The organism is Kosakonia sp. 1610, from assembly GCF_050435845.1.
Classification (GTDB): Bacteria; Pseudomonadota; Gammaproteobacteria; order Enterobacterales; family Enterobacteriaceae; genus Kosakonia; species Kosakonia cowanii.
On sequence record NZ_JBNDKZ010000009.1, the window covers coordinates 13422 to 32794 of the forward strand.

Sequence of the window (19373 nt, forward strand, 5' to 3'; positions counted from 1 at the left end):
TTAACCGGAGAATCACGTGAAAGAGATTATTGCCCGCCATAAAGCGGGAGAGCACCTTGGCATCTGTTCCGTCTGCTCGGCCCATCCGTTGGTGATTGAAGCCGCGCTGCGCTTCGATTTGCATACCGATAACAGCGTGCTGATCGAAGCGACATCCAACCAGGTTAACCAGTTTGGCGGCTATACCGGCATGCAGCCGGCCGATTTCCGCGACTTTGTCTATGCCATCGCCCGCGAGATCGGCTTCCCGCTGGAGCGGCTGATCCTCGGCGGCGATCATCTCGGGCCCAACTGCTGGCAGAACGAACATGCCGACGCGGCGATGGAGAAAGCGATCGCGCTGATCGAAGCTTACGTTGCCGCTGGTTTTAGCAAGATCCACCTCGATGCCTCCATGTCCTGCGCGGACGATCCCGTTCCGCTGGATCCGCAGGTGGTGGCAGAGCGCGCTGCGCGCCTGTGTCTGGCTGCGGAGCAGACGGCAAGCGAGGCGCAGAAAAAGGCGCTGACCTATGTCATCGGCACGGAAGTACCGGTGCCGGGCGGCGAGGCCAGCAGCATCAGCGCGGTGCACGTTACCCATGTGGAAGATGCCGCGCGCACGCTGGAAACTCACCGTGTCGCCTTCAAGGCGCTGGGGCTGGAAGCAGCGATGAAGCGGGTTATCGCCATCGTGGTTCAGCCCGGCGTGGAGTTCGATCATACGCAGGTGATTCATTATCAGCCTCAGGCCGCCGAAGCGCTTTCCGGCTGGGTCCGTCAGACGCCGATGGTCTATGAGGCCCACTCGACGGATTACCAGTCCCGCCACGCCTATCGCGCGCTGGTACGCGATCATTTCGCCATCCTGAAAGTTGGCCCGGCGCTGACCTTTGCCCTGCGCGAAGCGATTTTCGCCCTCGCGCAGATGGAAAACGAGCTGATTGCTCCGGAGAGTCGTAGCCGGGTGCTGGAGGTGATTGACGAAGTGATGCTCAACGAGCCGGACTACTGGAAGAAGTATTACCACCCCACCTGGAGCCAGGCGATGGTCGATATCCACTTCAGCCTCTCTGATCGCATCCGCTACTACTGGCCCCACCCGCGCATCCGCCAGGCGGTGGAAAAATTGCTCGCGAATCTCGACACCGTCAGGCTGCCGCTGGGGCTGATTAGCCAGTTTATGCCTCTACAACTGGAACGCGCGTCGCTAAACGAGATAGTCACAACGCCACGCAGCCTGATTATTGACAAAATACAGGACGTATTGCGTGCCTATCGCTATGGATGCGCCCCTGAAACTGCCTGTTAAGCGGAGTGTGTATGAGCCAACTGTTTGTCCGAACCGGAGTGGATTTTGCCTCGCGCCAGCAACTGCTGGCACACATTGGCGAGGAGATGCTGGCAAAAGGCGTCGTCCATGCAAGCTACCCCGCCGCGCTGCTGGCGCGCGAGGAAAACTACCCAACCGGCATCGCGCTGGAGCGTCATGGGCTCGCCATCCCCCACTGCGAGGCGAGCCACGCCCTCTCCCCGGCGCTCTATCTGATTCGTCCGCGCACACCGGTTTATTTTCAACAGGCTGATGATGATGGCGACATTGCCGCATCGCTGATTATTGCTCTGATTGTGGAAAACCCGGCGGCGCAGCTGACGCTACTGAGAAAACTGTTTAGTGAGCTACAAAACCCGAACACGCTGGACGCACTGCTAAACGCCGCGGATGACGATCTGGCGAGATGTTTTCGGGAGACGATCCTGGAGCCTGAAACGTGCGGACAGGCTTAATAACATACTGATAATAAAAAGGAGTACCCTATGAAACGTAAAGTGATTGTCGCCTGCGGCGGTGCGGTCGCCACCTCCACGATGGCGGCAGAAGAGATCAAAGAGCTGTGCGATACGCACCACATCGAACTCGATCTTGTGCAGTGTCGGGTAAATGAGATCGAAACCTATATGGACGGCGCGGCTCTCATCTGCACCACCGCAAAAGTGGATCGCGCCTTCGGCGATATTCCTGTTGTGCACGGTATGCCCTTCGTTTCGGGAGTAGGCATTGAGGCGCTACAGCAAAAAATCCTGACCATTCTCGTGGGGTAACGCTATGTTTAGCGAAATAATGCGTTATATCCTCGACTTAGGTCCTACCGTTATGCTGCCGGTGGTGATCATTATTTTCTCGAAGCTGCTGGGGATGAAACTCGGCGACTGCTTTAAATCCGGTCTGCATATTGGCATCGGCTTTGTCGGCATTGGCCTGGTGATCGGTCTGATGCTCGACTCCATCGGCCCGGCGGCGAAAGCCATGGCGGAGCATTTCCAGATCAATCTCCAGGTCATTGATGTTGGCTGGCCGGGATCGTCACCGATGACATGGGCATCGCAAATTGCGCTGGTTGCCATCCCTGTCGCTATCGCCGTGAATATCATCATGCTAGTAACGCGCATGACGCGCGTGGTCAACGTGGATATCTGGAATATCTGGCACATGACCTTTACCGGCGCAATGCTGCATCTCGCTACCGGCTCTTACTGGATTGGCATCCTCGGCGTGGCGGCGCACGCGGCGTTCGTCTATAAACTGGGCGACTGGTTTGCCAAAGATACGCGTGACTTCTTTGGCCTCGAAGGCATCGCCATTCCTCATGGCACCTCTGCCTGGCTGGGGCCGGTTGCCGTACTGGTGGACACCCTCATTGAGAAAATCCCAGGGCTCAGGCGTATCCATTTCAGCGCCGACGATATTCAGAAGCGCTTTGGGCCGTTCGGTGAACCGGTCACCGTCGGTTTTGTGATGGGGATTGTGATTGGGCTGCTGGCCGGTTATGACCTGAAAGGCGTACTGCAACTGGCGGTGAAAACCGCGGCCGTCATGCTGCTGATGCCGCGGGTAATCAAACCGATTATGGATGGCCTGACGCCAATCGCGAAGCAGGCGCGTAAACGTCTGCAGGCAAAGTTCGGCACCCAGGAGTTTTTGATCGGCCTCGATCCGGCGCTGCTGCTGGGCCATACCTCGGTGGTCTCCGCGAGCCTGATCTTTATCCCCCTGAGCATTCTGATTGCGGTGCTGGTGCCGGGTAACCAGGTGCTGCCATTCGGTGACCTGGCAACCATTGGTTTCTTTGTGGCGATGGCGGTGGCGGTGCATCAGGGCAACCTGTTCCGCACGTTGATCTCCGGGGTGATTATTATGAGCATGACCCTGTGGATCGCTACGCAAACCATCGGCCTGCATACGCAACTGGCCGCCAACGCGGGCGCGCTAAAAGCGGGCGGGATGGTGGCCTCGATGGACCAGGGCGGTTCCCCGGTCACCTGGCTGCTCATTCAACTCTTTACCTGGCAAAATCTGGTCGGTTTCGTGGTTATCGCCGCGATTTACCTGACCGGTGTCCTGCTTACCTGGCGCAGAGCGCGCCACTTTAAAGCGGCAGAGAAAGCGGCAGCCACGCCGGAAAGCCAGCCCGCATCGTGATCGTTGGGGAGCGTTCGCTCCCCCGTTACATCCTGGAGAGTGTTATGAAATCAGTGGTTATTCATGCTGAGGGCAACATCTGCGTTGAAGATCGCCCCGAACCCCAGTTGCAGCATGAGGATGAGGTGAAGGTGAGAGTAGTCAGCTCCGGCCTGTGCGGCTCAGATATTCCGCGCATCTTCGCTAACGGCGCGCATTTCTACCCCATTACCCTTGGGCATGAGTTCAGCGGTTATGTCGAAGCCTGCGGCCCGGCGGTCACCGATCTGCACACTGGCGACGCCGTAGCCTGCGTGCCGTTGCTGCCCTGCTTTGACTGTCCTGCCTGCCACCGGGAGTACTACTCGCTGTGCAAACGCTACCAGTTTATCGGCTCGCGCTGTGACGGCGGCAATGCCGAATACATTGTCGTTAAGCGGCCCAACCTGGTTCGCTTACCTGCGGATCTGCCCATTGAAGATGGGGCGTTTATTGAACCGATAACCGTTGGCCTGCACGCGTTTCAACTCGCTGGCGGCTGTAAAGATAAAAACGTGGTGATCGTCGGGGCTGGCACTATCGGGCTGTTGGCAATGCAGTGCGCACGAGCCTTAGGGGCAAGAAGCGTCACCGCCATTGATATCAACCCTGAAAAATTAGCGCTGGCCACCGCGCTTGGCGCCACCCGTACCTTTAACAGCCGCGAGCAGAGCGCGGCTGACATCCTCGCCGGGCTGGAAGCAGAGAGCTTCGATCAGCTTGTGCTGGAAACCGCGGGTACGCCACAAACGGTCTCGCTGGCTATCGAAATTGCCGGGCCGCGTGCACAGGTGGCGCTGGTGGGGACGCTCCATCACGACCTTACGCTTACCGCCACGATATTTGGGCTGATTTTGCGCAAAGAGCTGACGCTTATCGGCAGCTGGATGAACTACTCCGGCCCCTGGCCCGGAGAGGAGTGGCATACTGCGGCGCGTCTGCTTGCGGAAAAACGTCTCGCCCTTGAGCCGCTGATTGCTCATCGCGGTGGCCCCGAAAGCTACGCGCGCGCGGTACAGGCGCTGAATGGCAAACCGATGCAGGGAAAAATATTGCTGCGCCTTGATTAAGCGACAGAGCCAGCAACCTGCGCTGGCTCACATTTCCTTTCGAAAGTTAACGTTCACGTTTCACAAACCTTCGATTACACTACGGGGAGTTAATTCGCAGGCAAATCAAGATGAACTCATTTGAACGAAGGAACAAGATCGTCGATCTGGTGAATGCGCAGGGAAGTGTGCTGGTCATTGACCTCTCGAATAGCTTTGGGATTTCAGAAGTGACTATCCGCGCCGATCTCCGACTGCTGGAAGAGAAAGGCCTGGTGACGCGCTTTCACGGCGGCGCAGCGAAACCGGGCAGCTATATGCTCGACAGCGAAAATCAGGAAGTGGTGCTGGAAGATCGCTACAAACTGGCGAGCGATCCGAAGAAGCGTATCGCTCAGGCAGCAGCGGCCATGATCGATGAGGGGATGACGATTATCCTCGACAGCGGCAGCACCACCATGCTGATTGCCGAAGCGCTGGCGAAAAAAAGCAATATCACCGTTATTACCAACAATCTCCCCGCTGCGTTTGCCCTGTCGGAAAACAAGGACATCACACTGGTAGTGTGTGGCGGCACCTTGCGGCATAAAACCCACTCGATGCACGGCACGATTGCAGAGCGATCGCTACAGGGTATCAGCGCCGATATCATGTTTGTCGGTGCAGATGGCATCGATCCGACCCATGGCATCACCACCTTTAATGAAGGCTACTCCATCAGCAGCGTCATGGCAGCGGCGGCGCATAAAGTTGTGGCAGTGGTGGATGCCAGCAAATTTAACCGCCGCGGCTTTAATCAGGTACTGCCGATGGAGAAGATCGACTGCGTGATCACCGACGAGGGGATTGGTGAGAAAGAGAAAGCGGCACTGAGAAAACTGGGTAAGGATCTCCGGGTGGTTTAATACCCTGCTGGCGTTATTAGAGGGCTGCTGTCACGTTACCTGCCAGCGGCCCCCTTTCTTCGCACCGACACGTAGCAACTTTCCCTTTTGCTGTAACGATTGCAGGTAGCGCTCCGCCTCGCTAAAGGAGGAGATTTGTTACGACATCTCTTCCGACAGGTTATCCGACAAGGTAAATGACGGATTAAGCCCCTCTATCAACTCCGCTATCTCAACGACCTGATTGAGGATCGCGGCGGTGATGGTAAAGGGAGGCACATAGCGGCTCATCGGTGTTACCCCTGGTTATCCAGCGCGTATTTATAGAGGGCGTTTTTCTTCACGCCGTGGATCTCTGCGGCCAACGCGGCGGCTTTTTTCAGCGGCAGTTCGGCTTGCAGCAGCGCCAGCGTGCGCAGCGCATCGGCGGGTAGCGCATCCTCCTGCGCTTTATGGCCTTCGACAATCAGCACCATCTCGCCTTTACGGCGGTTCTCATCCTCTTTCACCCATGCCAGCAGCTCGCCGACCGGCGCGCCCTGAATGCTCTCCCAGGTTTTGGTCAGCTCGCGCGCCAGCACCACGTAACGGGACGGCCCCCAAACCGCAACCATATCCTCCAGGCTCTCCAGCAGGCGATGGGTCGATTCGTAGAAGATCAGCGTGCGCGGCTCGGCCTCAATCGCTTTAAGCGCGTCGCGGCGGCCTTTTGATTTCGCCGGGAGAAAGCCTTCGTAACAGAAGCGATCGGAGGGCAACCCTGCCGCACTGAGGGCGGCAATCGCCGCGCAGGGGCCGGGGAGCGGCACAACGCGAATGCCGGCTTCGCGGCAGGTACGCACCAGGTGATAGCCGGGATCGTTAATCAGCGGCGTGCCCGCATCCGAGACGAGGGCAATGTTCTGCCCTTCTTTCAGCTTCGCCACCAGCATTTGCGCTTTTTGCTGCTCGTTATGGTCGTGAAGGGCAAACATCCGCGCGTTGATGGCGAAATGTTGCAGCAGTAAACCGGTGTGGCGGGTATCCTCAGCGGCAATTAAATCAACGTCTTGCAACACGGTTAACGCGCGTTGGGTAATATCAGCCAAATTCCCGATGGGAGTAGGTACAATGTAAAGCTGACCTTGAGAATTCTCCGCCGATTCGTGTTGTTTCATTGTTTCATCCGTATTGCCGATTTAATATTGAGCACTGCGTAAAAAATATCACTGGATACAGTATGCTACCGTCAAAATTTCTTCGTTCGAAAGCCACGCGCTGCCTGCCTGTGGTGCTGGCCGCCCTGCTGTTCGCGGGCTGCGGCACACAGTCAACAGACCAGAGCACCTCGCATATGGAGGGCTCAGCGCAGGCTGATTCTGCCTACTACCTGCATCAGATGCAGCAAAGCACAGATGATAGCAAGACCAACTGGCAATTACTCGCCATTCGTGCACTGCTCAAAGAGGGCAAAACCCAGCACGCCAACGAGCTGTTTGGTCAGCTGCCACAGGATCTGAACGATACGCAGCGTAAAGAGTACGCGCTGCTCGCCGCCGAAATGAAGCTGGCGCAGCGTGATGTAGCCGGTGCGCAGGCGCTGCTTGATAAGATCGATCCCGCTGAGCTTGAGAAGAACCAGCAGGCGCGTTACTGGCAGATCGCCATTGCCGCCGCGCAGGGTAAACCCTCCCTGACGCTGCTGCGCGCCCTTATCGCCCGCCAGCCGCTGCTGACGACGCCGGAAGAGCAGCAGAAAAATATTGATGCCACCTGGCAGGCGCTCTCCTCCATGACCCAGGATCAGGCGAGAACGCTGGTGATCAACGCCGATGAAGTGACCCTACAGGGCTGGCTCGATCTGCAGCGTATGTGGTTCGACAACCGCAACGATGCCAAAATGCTCAAAGCTGGCATCAGCGACTGGCAGACCCGCTACCCGCAGAACCCGGCGGCGAAAATGCTGCCGACTCAGCTCTCCAATCTGCAAAATTTCAAACCGGCATCGACCAGTAAAATCGCCCTGCTGCTGCCGTTAAACGGCCAGGCGGCGGTGTTTGGTCGCGCTATTCAGCAGGGTTTTGAAGCGGCGAAAAACGGCGCTTCCCCGGTCTCCGGCCCGGCGGTTCCGCAGCAGGTGGCGCAGGCCGCCACCTCTGACGTGGTCAGCCCTTCGCAGGCGAATGTTGCCGACCTGACCAGTGGCGAGGCACAGCCGAACGTTGCTGCACCGAATGCCCAGCCGGTACAGGCACCGGATAGCGCGGCGCAAAGCGCCCCTGCCGATGAAACGCAGCCTGCGGAAAATGCACAGCAGCCAGCCGCCAATAACCAGCAGCCTGCTGAAAGCGCGCAGCAAACACCTGCGGCGACGCCACCACAAACCACAACCTCTCAGCCCGTCGCTGTTACCGCACAATCTAACGCCGGCGCGGAGCTGAAAATCTACGACACCAGCGCGCAGCCGATGGATCAGATCCTCAACCAGGTGCAGCAGGATGGCGCAAGCATCGTCGTTGGCCCGCTGTTGAAAAACCACGTTGAAGAGCTGATGCGCAGCCATACCACGCTCAATGTGCTGGCGCTTAACCAGCCGGAGCAGGTTGAGAACCGCCCGAACATCTGCTACTTCGCCCTGTCGCCGGAAGATGAAGCCCGAGACGCGGCGCGCCATATTCACGATCAGGGGCGTCAGGCACCGCTGCTGCTGATCCCGCGCAGCGCACTGGGCGATCGCGTCAGCACCGCGTTTGCTGACGAGTGGCAGAAAATCGGCGGCGGCGTTGTGCTGGCGCAGAAGTTTGGTTCCACCGCCGAGCTGCGTATGGGGCTGAATGGCCGCTCCGGCATCTCAATGACCGGCAGCCCGGTCTCCGCCAGCCTGCCGCAGCAGCAGGGCGTGACCATTGGCGGCCTCAATATTCCGGCACCGCCGAGCGACGCGCAGATTAGCGGCGGCGGCAAAGTTGATGCGGTTTATATTCTGGCGACGCAGGATGAAATTGCGCTGATCAAACCGATGATCACCCTGCGCACCGGTAGCCAGAGCGGTGTGATGCTCTACGCCAGCTCGCGCAGCGCGCAGGGCGGCGCAGGGCCGGACTTCCGCCTTGAGATGGAAGGGCTGCAATACAATGAGATCCCGATGCTCGCAGGTGCGAATCCTTCCCTAATGCAGCAAGCATTGCGCAGTGTGAATAACGACTACTCGCTGGCGCGTCTCTACGCGATGGGCGCGGATGCCTGGTCGCTGGCGAATAACTTCTCGCAAATGCGTCAGGTGCCGGGCTTTGAGCTGAACGGCAACACCGGCGATCTCACCGCCACCCAGGATTGCGTGATCAACAGGAAGTTGTCATGGCTCAAATACCAGCAGGGGCAGATCGTCCCGGCAAACTAACCCGCAAACAGAGCGGCGACGCCTGGGAGATGGAGGCGCGCCGTTTTCTGCAGAGCAAGGGATTGCGTTTTATCGCCGCCAACGTGCGCGAGCGCGGCGGCGAAATCGACCTGATTATGCGCCACGGTAGCACCACCGTCTTCGTCGAGGTACGCTACCGCGCCTCGGCGCGTTTTGGCGGCGCGGCAAGCAGCGTAACCCTCGCCAAGCAGCGCAAACTGCTGCATACCGCCCATTTGTGGCTTGCCCGGCACAATGGGAGTTTTGATACTGTGGATTGCCGGTTTGATGTGGTAGCCTTCACCGGAAATGACGTTGAGTGGCTACAGAACGCCTTTGGCGGCCACGCATAATTGCTCAATCATAGGGATTACCGTGCTCGAACGAATTAAAGTCTGCTTTACGGAAAGCATTCAAACTCAAATTGCAGCTGCGGAAGCGCTGCCCGATGCGATTTCCCGCGCAGCCATGACAATGGTGCACTCCCTGCTCAACGGCAACAAAATCCTCTGTTGTGGCAACGGCACCTCCGCCGCCAACGCACAGCATTTTGCTGCCAGCATGATCAACCGTTTTGAAACAGAGCGCCCCAGTTTACCTGCCATTGCACTTAATACCGATAATGTGGTCTTAACCGCGATAGCGAATGACCGTCTGCATGACGAGATTTATGCCAAGCAGGTGCGCGCCCTGGGCCATAACGGCGACATTTTGCTGGCGATCTCCACCCGGGGCAACAGCCGCGATATCGTAAAAGCCGTGGAAGCGGCCGTGACGCGCGATATGTCGATCATCGCGCTGACCGGTTATGACGGCGGCGAGCTGGCTGGCCTGCTGGGCCCGCAGGATGTGGAAATTCGTATTCCTTCTCACCGCAGCGCGCGCATCCAGGAGATGCACATGCTGACGGTGAATTGCTTGTGCGATTTGATTGATAACACGCTTTTTCCTCACCAGGATGATTAAGGAGTACACATGAAGGCATTTACGCCCCTCGCAGTCCTTATTTCCGCACTGCTGCTACAGGGTTGCGTTGGCGCAGTGGTGGTCGGGTCTGCCGCCGTTGGCACCAAAGCCGCGACGGATCCCCGCACCGTTGGCACCCAGGTGGATGACGGCACCCTGGAGCTGCGCGTCAACAGCGCACTGTCGAAAGATCAGCAGCTGAAGAAAGAGGCGCGTGTTAACGTCACCGCCTATCAGGGGAAAGTGCTGTTGACCGGCCAGGCGCCGAATACCGAACTCTCTTCACGGGCGAAACAGATTGCCATCGGCGTGGAAGGCGCAACGGAAGTCTTTAACGAGATCCGTCCGGGCCAGCCGATTGGTCTGGGAACGGCTTCTTCCGATACCTGGATCACCACCAAAGTGCGCTCGCAGCTGCTCGGCAGCGACCAGGTGAAATCCTCTAACGTGAAAGTCACCACCGAGAACGGCGAAGTGTTCCTGATGGGTCTGGTGACCGCACGTGAAGGCCAGGCCGCGGCGGATATCGCCAGCCGGGTCAGCGGCGTCAAGCACGTCACCACCGCCTTTACCCTGCTCAAATAATGAAAAAGCCCGGTATCAACCGGGCTTTTTTCTTTCACTTCACGCGTTAAACCAGCGCGACAAAGCCGGTCAACATTCCGCACACCGCCACCAGCGCGGCGGTCAGCCACAGGGCTTTTGCCGGGAAGGATTTGCGCAGCATCACCAGCGATGGCAGGCTTACCGCCGGCAGCGTAATCAACAGCGCCAGCGCAGGCGCCATGCCCATTCCCGCCAGCATCATGGTCTGCACAATCGGGATCTCAGCCGCCGTTGGAATGACAAACAGACAGCCGGCAATCGCCATTGCCACTACCCACAATACCGTGTTATCCACCGCGCCATCGGCATGGGGGAAGAGCCAGACGCGCGCTGCGCCAAGTACCAGCACGGCGAGAATATAGACCGGGATAGTGCTCCAGAAGAGCTGCCACAGCGCCCGGCCCCAGCGCGACATAAAGCTGCCCTGCGGCTCCGGCAGCGTGATATCCACGGCTTCCGCCTGCTGCGGGCTCTCTTTAACCACGGTCTGCACGATCATGGCAACGCCAAGCACCGTCACCAGCCCTGCCACCAGGCGAATGGCGGCGAAGTGCCAGCCGAGGACAAAGCCCATAAACACCAGCGTGGCCGGGTTAAGCAGCGGGTTACCCATCCAGAAGGCGAGCGCACCACCCATCGAAACCCGCTGGCGACGCATACCGGCCGCAACGGGTGCCGCGCAGCAGGAGCACATCATGCCCGGTAAAGAGAAGAGTGTGCCGAGCAGCGTGCCGCGAAAGCGCTGCTGTCCGAGCGTGCGCAGCAGCCAGTCACGCGGGATCAGCACCTGAATCAGCGAACCGAGCAGTATGCCAAGCACGGCGGCTTTCCAGACGGCGAGGAAATAGACCATGGCGTAATCCAGCGCCGCCTTAAACGGGCTGGCATCAGCCTGGGAGAGAATCGATTTACCAATGCTGTGCGTCTCGGCGGCGGTGAAGGCTTTGCCGTAATAAGGCTGCCATTTCACGAACCAGAGACCAACAATAACAACAAGAAAGAACAGCGCGGGTTTCCACCATTGGATCGGTGTCGCCGCCTGAGGTGAAGACTGACCAGCCATAACATGCCCCGGGGATAGTGTAGTTTTTAGCCCCGGCATAGTACGCCTGAATTGCTATTTTGCAAACGGGCTCTGCGCTGCCATCGCCCGCAGCTGGGCCGATTCGATAATCTCAACGCCGCGATTGTCGCCAGAATGCGCAGCGGCCAGCAGCGCGCGGGCGACATCCTGCGCGGCAATCGACTTCCAGTTACCCGGCAGCAGACGAAAAAGCGGTGCCAGCAGCGATTCGTTAGCGCGCTTTTTCTCGCGCTCCCCGAGCAACATCGACGGACGCGCCAGCGTCAACGATGGCCACTGTTGAGCAATAAGCGCCGCTTCCATCTCCCCTTTCACCCGGTTATAGAAAAAGGGCGAATGCGCATTAGCGCCCATCGAGCTCACCACCAGCAGTTGCCTGGCACCCAGCCGCTGACCAGTTAACGCCGTGTCCACCACCAGCGTGTAATCGGCCAGCACAAACGCCTCTTTACTGCCCGCTTCGCGCCGCGTGGTGCCGAGGCAGCAGAAGACCGTATCAACCGGTTCGGTGACCTGCGCCAGCGCATCGCTGAGCTGCGGATCATGCGGATTAATGACGTCTTCGGCACTTTGCAGCGGGCGACGCGTTGGCGCATAGATGGCGCTGACGCCTGGTTCCGCCATCAGCAACCGCAACAGATGCCCGCCTACTAAACCGGTCGCGCCGGTGATTAATACTCGCTCCATCCCTTCTCCTTTACAGACGAATCTGCCTTGCAATGTCAGCCTCGTGAACCAGGCTTACGGTTACTGGTGAGTTACAGTATGGAAAACTCCCTTTCTGAAGCCAAAACAACGGAGGAAGTATGAGCAAGAAAATAGCGGTCTTGATCACCGACGAGTTTGAAGATTCAGAATTCACCTCTCCGGCAGAAGCGTATCGCAAGGCCGGACATGAGGTTGTGACGATTGAGAAAGAGGCCGGAAAAACCGTCACCGGCAAACAGGGCGAGGCAAAAGTTAAGATCGATAAAGCCATTGATGAGGTGAGCCCGGACGAATTTGACGCCCTGCTGTTACCAGGCGGACACTCCCCTGACTCCCTGCGCGGCGACGATCGCTTTGTCACCTTTACCCGCGAGTTTGTTGACTCCGGTAAACCGGTATTCGCCATCTGCCACGGCCCGCAGTTGCTGATCAGCGCTGATGTTATTCGCGGCCGCAAGCTGACGGCGGTGAAACCGATTGTGATTGATGTGAAAAACGCGGGTGCGGAGTTCTTCGACCAGGAAGTGGTAATCGATAAAGATCAGCTGGTCACCAGCCGTACACCTGATGACTTACCGGCATTTAACCGCGAAGCGCTGCGTCTACTCGGTGCCTGAGTCGCGTAACCAGTGAAACTTTTTGCCAAACCCCAGCGTGTTGTCGGTGAATTTGATTTCGTGAAGGCGAATCTCCCACATCGGGGCTGACAGCGCGCGGGCTATCGGGAAGCGTCGGTTGTAGCGTTCGCGCAGCACCGCGCTTTCCGCCTCTTCCAGCCGTTTTATCTCACCGGAAAACTGTACGCCGCGAATCAAGGCAACGCTTTTCGGCTGCCCATTAACCGTACCCGCCACCGGGGCGTGTGATCCTGTCATCTGTGAATGGCGCGTTTTATCTTCGCTCAGCACATAGAAGGCGACAGCCTGCGGATCGTAGATATAAAAGGCGTTGGCGCACCAGAGTTCGCCCTCCTTCGCCACACACCAGGTCACGACATGCTGCTTTGCCAGCCAGCGGTTAATCGCCGCAAGGGACTCCATTTTTTCTCCTTCTCATGCTATTTTTCGCCCACCTTAACACAGCGAAGATTGCCATGACGCCCTGGTTTCTCTATCTCATCCGCACGCGCGACAACCTGCTCTACACCGGTATTACCACCGATGTCGCGCGGCGTTTTACGCAGCATCAAACGGGAAAGGGAGCAAAAGCGTTGCGCGGTAAGGGCGCGCTGGAACTGGTCTTTTCGGCGCAGGTTGGTGAGCGTTCGCTGGCGCTACGCCTTGAGTACCGCATTAAGCAGTTGACCAAGCACCAGAAAGAGCGCCTCGTTGCCGGAGAGGGCATCTTCGAGGCGCTGCGGGAAACGCTGCTGACGTCAGCGGTTAAAAGCGATTGAAGTGATCGCTGTACTCCACCAGACCACTGACGCCATTGAAGGCGTCGTCAGCCAGGCGATGGACGAGGAATGCGGCGTCGCTTTGCGACCAGGCGCAGCGTAAATCGTACTGCGAGGCGCGCTCAAAGCCTAAACGCTGGTAGAAATCCGCATCACCCAGCGTTACCGCAGCGGCGTAGCCAAATTCATTGAGGGAATCCAGCCCTTCATAGACGAGCTGGCGGGCGATGCCCTGACCACGGTAAGCCTCGTCTACCGCCAGCGGCGCGAGCGCGACCCACTGTAACTCCTCTCCTGCGACAGCGACCGGGCTAAATGCCACATAGCCGACCACCTGCCCTTCATCGTCCGTGGCAACGCATCCCAGCGTGATCAGCCCGTCTTCGCGCAGATCGTGCACCAGAGAGGCTTCAGCCTCGCCGCTAAAACTGCGGCGCAGCAGGGCATCGATACCGGGTGCATCAATGGGAATTTCAACTCTAATCAGCATGGCTCACCTACAGAAGGTTGTGTCGTTGCAGGCGGCGCTTTCAGGCCAGCCTCAACAAAATCCGCCAGCTGTAGCAGCATCACCCGCAGGGGTTTTGGCATCTGCTCCAGCTCAATGGCGTCCATCAGGTTTTTAACATACAGCCCCAGTTCCGTGTCCCCTTCAATAAGCAGGCGACGCTGGAAGAAAAGCGTATCCGGATCCTGTTTTCGCGCGGCAATCATCAGTAAATCGCTGGCATCGGCGCTAAAGCTGACATCCGCGTCGGCAGACTCACGTACGATCATCTGCCCATCCTCAACAGAGGTATACCACGTCAGGCCAATATCACGTACCTGAATACTTAACCAGCGCCCTTCGAGAAGCTCAAGCTCACCCTCCGCCAGCGCCTGTTGGAATTGCCAGCGCAGCACCTGCTCAAGTACCTGACGTTTAAGCACAAACGGCGTCAGCTTCACCGGAAACGCAAGCAGTGACGGGCCAAGATGAACAAGCTGTGAGCGCAATTTTTCCAACACGACGATGACTCCCTGAAGTGATAATGCGGGCTATTTTGCCACAAACAGCCGTGTGCATAGCGGCGCACATCAACAATTACGGAATAAATGGGCAACGATTATTGCCGTCATCAATACGCATTTAACTGCCTCAAATCAAAAATTGTCGCTGACAGGTTAACTAGAATCCCAGTTCATTAACAATTCAGTGACCCTTCGGGGTACGCCCGGGCCACTGCGCCCCTGATTGCAGGAAAGACTATGGAGTTGCTCTGCCCTGCCGGGAACCTACCGGCACTGAAAGCGGCCATCGAAAACGGTGCCGATGCGGTGTATATCGGCCTGAAAGATGACACGAACGCCCGCCATTTTGCCGGACTCAACTTTACCGAGAAGAAGCTGCAGGAAGCGGTCAGTTTCGTCCACCAGCACCGCCGCAAGCTGCATATTGCTATCAACACCTTTGCGCACCCGGATGGCTATCAGCGCTGGGAGCGCGCGGTGGATATGGCGGCGCAGATTGGTGCCGATGCGCTGATTCTGGCCGACCTCGCCATGCTGGAGTATGCTGCCGCGCGCTATCCGCACATCGAGCGTCACGTCTCCGTGCAGGCCTCGGCGACCAACGAAGAGGCAATCCGCTTCTATCACCGTCACTTTGATGTCGCCCGCGTGGTGCTGCCGCGCGTACTCTCCATTCATCAGGTCAAACAGCTTGCTCGTGTGACGCCGGTGCCGCTGGAAGTGTTTGCCTTCGGCAGCCTCTGCATCATGGCCGAGGGGCGCTGTTACCTCTCCTCTTACCTGACCGGCGAGTCGCCGAATACCGTCGGTGCCTGCTCTCCGGCGCGCTTTGTGCGCTGGCAGCAGACGCCGCAGGGGCTGGAATCACGCCTCAACGATGTGCTGATCGATCGCTATCAGGAGGGGGAAAATGCCGGTTACCCGACGCTGTGCAAAGGGCGCTATCGGGTGGATGGCGAGCGCTACCACGCGCTGGAGGAGCCGACCAGCCTCAATACGCTTGAGCTGCTGCCGGATCTGCTGGCAGCGAATATCGCTTCGGTGAAGATTGAAGGACGCCAGCGCAGCCCGGCGTATGTCAGCCAGGTGGCAAAAGTGTGGCGACAGGCGATCGATCGCTGCATCGCTTCACCGCAGGATTTTGTGCCACAGCCGGCGTGGATGGAGACACTCGGTGCCATGTCAGAAGGCACCCAGACCACTCTCGGCGCGTATCACCGTAAATGGCAGTAGGTAAACCATGAAATATTCATTAGGGCCAGTGCTTTACTACTGGTCAAAAGAGACGCTTGAGGAGTTTTATCAGCAGGCGGCAAACAGCCGCGCTGATGTGGTCTATCTCGGCGAAGCGGTGTGCAGCAAACGCCGCGCCACCAAAGTGGGTGACTGGCTGGCGATGGCGAAAGCGCTGGCCGACAGCGGCAAACAGGTGGTGATTTCAACGCTCGCGCTGGTGCAGGCCTCATCGGAGCTCAACGAACTGAAGCGCTATGTTGATAACGGCGAGTTTCTGCTGGAGGCGAGCGATCTCGGGGTCGTGAATCTGTGCGCCGAGCGCAAGCTGCCGTTTGTCGCCGGGCATGCCCTCAACTGCTATAACGCCGTTACCTTGCGCTTGCTGCTGAAACAGGGAATGGTGCGCTGGTGCATGCCGGTGGAGCTCTCCCGCGACTGGCTGGTAAACCTGCTCGATCAGTGCGAAACACTCGGTATTCGCCAGCAGTTCGAAGTCGAAGTGTTGAGCTACGGCCATCTGCCTCTCGCCTACTCTGCCCGCTGCTTTACCGCGCGCTCGGAGAATCGGCCAAAGGATGAGTGCGAAACCTGCTGCATTAAATACCCGACCGGGCGCAGCATGCGTTCGCAGGAGGATCAGCAGGTTTTCGTGCTCAACGGCATTCAGACCATGAGCGGTTATGTCTACAACCTCGGTAATGAGCTGACCTCGATGCAGGGGCTTGTCGATGTGGTACGGCTCTCGCCGATGGGAAGTGAAACCTTTACCATGCTGGAGGCGTTTAAAGCGAATGAAACCGGCAGCGCGCCGCTGCCGCTGGCGTCGAACAGCGACTGCAATGGCTACTGGCGCAGGCTGCCGGGACTGATGCTCGAGGCGTAAAAGGCTCACTTTGTTAACAGCAATCGTCGCCCGTTCATGCAGTATGAAAGTTGCAGCTTTTCTGGCCTGACGCGGCTCCTTGCGCCAGGCTGGAAGAAGACCTTCAATCTGATGACGATGCTGTAGCAAAGTGAGTGTTTATGTCTGAGAAAACCGTTGCGTTTTCGGTGCTGGATTTAGCGCCGATTCCACAAAACTCAAGCGCGCGTGACGCGTTTACCCATTCCCTCGATCTGGCGAAGCTGGCAGAGAAGCGCGGTTACGATCGCTTCTGGCTGGCGGAGCACCACAATATGACCGGGATCGCCAGCGCGGCGACGTCGGTATTGATCGGTTACCTGGCAGCGAATACGCAAACCCTGCGTCTCGGCTCTGGCGGCGTGATGCTGCCGAACCACGCTCCGCTGGTGATTGCCGAGCAGTTCGGTACGCTGAATACGCTCTACCCGGGACGTATCGATCTCGGGCTTGGTCGTGCGCCGGGCAGCGATCAGCGCACCATGATGGCGCTGCGCCGCCATATGAGCGGCGATGTTGATAATTTCCCGCGCGATGTGAAGGAGCTGGTCGACTGGTTTGACGCCAACGATCCGAACCCGCATGTGCGCCCGGTGCCGGGCTACGGCGAGAAGATCCCGGTGTGGCTGTTAGGCTCCAGCCTTTACAGTGCGCAGCTCGCCGCCCAATTGGGTCTGCCGTTTGCCTTCGCCTCACACTTTGCGCCGGATATGTTGTTCCAGGCGCTGCATCTCTATCGCACCCAGTTCAAGCCCTCGGCGCGGCTGGAAAAACCCTATGCAATGGTGTGTATCAATATTGTCGCCGCCGACAGCAACCGCGATGCGGAGTATCTCTTTACCTCGATGCAGCAGGCGTTTGTGAAGCTGCGCCGCGGTGAGACGAGCCAGCTGCCGCCGCCGATTGAGAATATGGATAACTTCTGGTCGCCGTCTGAAAAGTATGGCGTGCAGCAGGCCCTGAGCATGTCGCTGGTGGGTGATAAAGCGAAAGTGCGCCACGGTCTTGAGTCGATCCTGCGGGAAACCGAGGCGGATGAGATTATGGTTAACGGGCAGATTTTCGATCACCAGGCGCGGCTGCACTCGTTTGAGCTGGCGATGCAGGTGAAAGAGGCGTTGTTCGGTTAGAACGTTGCCCGGCCTTTGTGCCGGATGGCGCTGACGCTTATCCGGCCTACGGGGATTGTGCGGTGTTTATGCCGGATGGCGCTGACGCTTATCCGGCCTACGGGGATGGTGCGGTCTTTATGCCGGATGGCGCTGCGCTTATCCGGCCTACATAATTGTGCAGGCCGGGTTTGATTAGTGGTAGACCGGCAGCAGATCAAAGCTTGATAACAGATGAACTACCGCGTTGCCTGCGCCGAAAAGCAGGATCAGAACAATCATCGGTTTACCGCCCCAGACGCGAAACGCCGGGCTGCCGAAGCGTTTACGTGACGCATTCGCCAGCAGCGCTGGCACAATCGCTGCCCAGATAGTGGCGGCTAAACCCGCATAACCAATGGCGTATAAAAAGCCGTTCGGCCACAGCAGCCCCCCAATAATCGGCGGCAGGAATGTCAGCAGCGCGGTCTTAAAACGCCCCAGCGGCGCGTCGTCAAACTTAAAGAGATCCGCCAGGTAATCAAACAGCCCCAGCGTCACGCCGAGGAAAGAGCTGGCAACGGCAAAGTTAGAGAAGATCACCAGCAGCAGATCGAGGCTGCGGCTGTTCAGCACCCCGCTCAATGCCTGCACCAGCACATCAATATTGCCGCCTTTTGCCGCGATGTCGATAAACGCCGGACGGGCAATATTCCCCATCGTCACCAGTAACCAAATCACATACAGCCCAAGCGCCAGCAGCGTGCCGTAGACCAGGCAGCGGGTAATCACGCGCGGATCCTTGCCGTAATATTTCATCAGGCTCGGCACGTTGCCGTGGTAGCCGAAAGAGGCGAGACAGAACGGCAACGTCATCAGCAGGTAGGGCGTGTAAGAGGCGTTGCTCTGCGCCACGTTAAACAGCGTTGCCGGCTGCACATGCCCGAGCAGGCTGCCGAAGGTGAGGAAGAAGGTGATCACTTTCGCGCCCAGTACAATCGCCGTCATGCGGCTGACTGCGTGGGTTGAGAGCCAGACGATAAACGCTACCAGCAGCGCAAACCCCAGCCCTGCCAGGCGCGGCGGCACATCCAGCGACATTTCCGCAAAGGTGTGGTGCAGGATCGAGCCGCTCGCCGAAATGTAGGCGTAGGTCAGGATATAGAGCACAAAGGCGATAGAGAGGCCGTTAATCAGGTTCCACCCTTTGCCCAGCAGATCTTTGGTAATGGTGTCGAAGCTCGCGCCGCTGCGGTAGTTGAGGTTGGCTTCCAGAATCATCAGGCCCGAGTGCAGCATGCAGAACCAGGTAAACACCAGTGCCAGAAGCGACCAGAAGAACCACGCGCCGGACATTACTACCGGCAGGGAAAACATGCCTGCGCCAATAATTGTGCCGCCGATAATCACCACTCCGCCGAACAGCGAAGGGGAAGCCTGGGTGGTTGTCAGTGTCGACATCTGAAACGTTCTCCTGTAATGGCGCTATGCCGAAAGTAAAGCCGATGCATTGTACCAGTACAGGAGTACATTACGGATAAAAAAAGCCCCAATCTTTTCGATCGGGGCTGTATCTATTACTTTACG

Annotated in this window: 23 protein-coding genes; 15 read left to right on the forward strand and 8 right to left on the reverse strand. The window is 58.1% G+C overall.

The window, feature by feature from the left end; all coding sequences use genetic code 11:
- Positions 1–16 precede the first annotated feature (16 nt).
- The 6 genes from gatZ to ABIC80_RS19785 all read left to right on the forward strand — a co-directional run bounded on the left by gatZ (position 17) and on the right by ABIC80_RS19785 (position 5432).
- Entirely contained in the window at positions 17–1291 is a 1275-nt protein-coding gene (gatZ, locus tag ABIC80_RS19760; RefSeq protein WP_429178385.1) for a tagatose-bisphosphate aldolase subunit GatZ, read from the forward strand.
- An 11-nt stretch (positions 1292–1302) separates the two neighbouring features.
- Positions 1303–1767, forward strand: coding sequence for a PTS galactitol transporter subunit IIA (gene gatA, locus ABIC80_RS19765; RefSeq protein WP_429178386.1), 465 nt, complete (start codon positions 1303–1305; stop codon positions 1765–1767).
- A 30-nt stretch (positions 1768–1797) separates the two neighbouring features.
- On the forward strand, positions 1798–2082 hold the full coding sequence (gene gatB, locus ABIC80_RS19770) for a PTS galactitol transporter subunit IIB (RefSeq protein WP_429178387.1): 285 nt from the start codon (positions 1798–1800) through the stop codon (positions 2080–2082).
- A 4-nt stretch (positions 2083–2086) separates the two neighbouring features.
- A complete protein-coding gene (locus ABIC80_RS19775; protein ID WP_094422205.1) occupies positions 2087–3460 on the forward strand; it encodes a galactitol-specific PTS transporter subunit IIC in 1374 nt (457 codons plus the stop codon).
- A 44-nt stretch (positions 3461–3504) separates the two neighbouring features.
- The gene (gene gatD, locus ABIC80_RS19780; RefSeq protein ID WP_429178388.1) at positions 3505–4548 is read left to right on the forward strand and encodes a galactitol-1-phosphate 5-dehydrogenase; all 1044 of its coding nucleotides are present in this window, start codon (positions 3505–3507) and stop codon (positions 4546–4548) included.
- Between the two features lie 110 nt (positions 4549–4658).
- Complete coding sequence (locus tag ABIC80_RS19785; protein ID WP_128482050.1) at positions 4659–5432, forward strand: DeoR/GlpR family DNA-binding transcription regulator; 774 nt, start codon at positions 4659–4661, stop codon at positions 5430–5432.
- 138 nt (positions 5433–5570) lie between these two features.
- Here ABIC80_RS19785 and ABIC80_RS19790 read toward each other — a convergent pair whose 3' ends face one another.
- The gene (locus tag ABIC80_RS19790; RefSeq protein ID WP_313276954.1) at positions 5571–5702 is read right to left on the reverse strand and encodes a hypothetical protein; all 132 of its coding nucleotides are present in this window, start codon (positions 5700–5702) and stop codon (positions 5571–5573) included.
- 5 nt (positions 5703–5707) lie between these two features.
- A complete protein-coding gene (gene rsmI, locus ABIC80_RS19795; RefSeq protein ID WP_023480862.1) occupies positions 5708–6568 on the reverse strand; it encodes a 16S rRNA (cytidine(1402)-2'-O)-methyltransferase in 861 nt (286 codons plus the stop codon).
- 62 nt (positions 6569–6630) lie between these two features.
- On the opposite strand from rsmI, the gene ABIC80_RS19800 reads away from it, so the two are divergent.
- Genes ABIC80_RS19800 through dolP form a run of 4 tightly spaced genes read left to right on the forward strand, consistent with a single transcriptional unit; the run spans position 6631 to position 10341 of the window.
- The gene (locus ABIC80_RS19800) at positions 6631–8790 is read left to right on the forward strand and encodes a penicillin-binding protein activator (protein WP_200134838.1); all 2160 of its coding nucleotides are present in this window, start codon (positions 6631–6633) and stop codon (positions 8788–8790) included.
- The gene (locus tag ABIC80_RS19805) at positions 8748–9143 is read left to right on the forward strand and encodes a YraN family protein (RefSeq protein WP_023480805.1); all 396 of its coding nucleotides are present in this window, start codon (positions 8748–8750) and stop codon (positions 9141–9143) included. The genes ABIC80_RS19800 and ABIC80_RS19805 overlap by 43 nt, the downstream gene beginning before the upstream one ends.
- Positions 9144–9165: 22 nt before the next feature.
- A complete protein-coding gene (diaA, locus tag ABIC80_RS19810) occupies positions 9166–9756 on the forward strand; it encodes a DnaA initiator-associating protein DiaA (RefSeq protein WP_023481027.1) in 591 nt (196 codons plus the stop codon).
- 9 nt (positions 9757–9765) lie between these two features.
- Entirely contained in the window at positions 9766–10341 is a 576-nt protein-coding gene (gene dolP / locus ABIC80_RS19815) for a division/outer membrane stress-associated lipid-binding lipoprotein (RefSeq protein WP_023480922.1), read from the forward strand.
- A 46-nt stretch (positions 10342–10387) separates the two neighbouring features.
- On the opposite strand, the gene ABIC80_RS19820 is transcribed toward dolP, so the two are convergent.
- Both ABIC80_RS19820 and ABIC80_RS19825 read right to left on the reverse strand, forming a co-directional pair.
- Positions 10388–11425, reverse strand: a complete 1038-nt coding sequence (locus ABIC80_RS19820; protein ID WP_429178389.1) for a permease — start codon at positions 11423–11425, stop codon at positions 10388–10390.
- Positions 11426–11479: 54 nt separating this feature from the next.
- Positions 11480–12133, reverse strand: a complete 654-nt coding sequence (locus ABIC80_RS19825) for an NAD(P)H-binding protein (protein ID WP_270221572.1) — start codon at positions 12131–12133, stop codon at positions 11480–11482.
- Positions 12134–12252: 119 nt separating this feature from the next.
- On the opposite strand from ABIC80_RS19825, the gene ABIC80_RS19830 reads away from it, so the two are divergent.
- Entirely contained in the window at positions 12253–12771 is a 519-nt protein-coding gene (locus ABIC80_RS19830; protein WP_042715430.1) for a type 1 glutamine amidotransferase domain-containing protein, read from the forward strand.
- Here ABIC80_RS19830 and ABIC80_RS19835 read toward each other — a convergent pair.
- Complete coding sequence (locus ABIC80_RS19835; RefSeq protein ID WP_429178390.1) at positions 12757–13194, reverse strand: YhbP family protein; 438 nt, start codon at positions 13192–13194, stop codon at positions 12757–12759. The two genes, ABIC80_RS19830 and ABIC80_RS19835, sit on opposite strands and share 15 nt — an antisense overlap.
- Before the next feature lie 14 nt (positions 13195–13208).
- Between ABIC80_RS19835 and ABIC80_RS19840 the strand changes: the two genes are divergently transcribed.
- Complete coding sequence (locus ABIC80_RS19840; RefSeq protein ID WP_076769244.1) at positions 13209–13550, forward strand: GIY-YIG nuclease family protein; 342 nt, start codon at positions 13209–13211, stop codon at positions 13548–13550.
- Here the strand turns inward: ABIC80_RS19840 and ABIC80_RS19845 are convergent.
- Together ABIC80_RS19845 and ubiT are read right to left on the reverse strand one after the other, a co-directional pair.
- A complete protein-coding gene (locus tag ABIC80_RS19845) occupies positions 13537–14040 on the reverse strand; it encodes a GNAT family N-acetyltransferase (protein ID WP_200134833.1) in 504 nt (167 codons plus the stop codon). The genes ABIC80_RS19840 and ABIC80_RS19845 overlap by 14 nt on opposite strands.
- Positions 14034–14558, reverse strand: a complete 525-nt coding sequence (ubiT, locus tag ABIC80_RS19850) for a ubiquinone anaerobic biosynthesis accessory factor UbiT (RefSeq protein ID WP_429178391.1) — start codon at positions 14556–14558, stop codon at positions 14034–14036. Before ubiT ends, ABIC80_RS19845 begins: the two co-directional genes overlap by 7 nt.
- Before the next feature lie 240 nt (positions 14559–14798).
- Between ubiT and ubiU the strand changes: the two genes are divergently transcribed.
- The 3 genes from ubiU (at position 14799) to ABIC80_RS19865 (ending at position 17828) form a co-directional block, all read left to right on the forward strand.
- Entirely contained in the window at positions 14799–15794 is a 996-nt protein-coding gene (gene ubiU / locus ABIC80_RS19855; protein WP_094422227.1) for a ubiquinone anaerobic biosynthesis protein UbiU, read from the forward strand.
- A 7-nt stretch (positions 15795–15801) separates the two neighbouring features.
- Positions 15802–16680, forward strand: a complete 879-nt coding sequence (locus ABIC80_RS19860; protein ID WP_042715420.1) for a U32 family peptidase — start codon at positions 15802–15804, stop codon at positions 16678–16680.
- A 140-nt stretch (positions 16681–16820) separates the two neighbouring features.
- Positions 16821–17828 (forward strand): luciferase-like monooxygenase, encoded by a 1008-nt coding sequence (locus ABIC80_RS19865; RefSeq protein ID WP_200134831.1) that lies wholly within the window; start codon positions 16821–16823, stop codon positions 17826–17828.
- A gap of 174 nt (positions 17829–18002) precedes the next feature.
- On the opposite strand, the gene mtr is transcribed toward ABIC80_RS19865, so the two are convergent.
- Positions 18003–19247, reverse strand: a complete 1245-nt coding sequence (gene mtr, locus ABIC80_RS19870) for a tryptophan permease (RefSeq protein ID WP_288876429.1) — start codon at positions 19245–19247, stop codon at positions 18003–18005.
- Between the last annotated feature and the right edge of the window lie 126 nt (positions 19248–19373).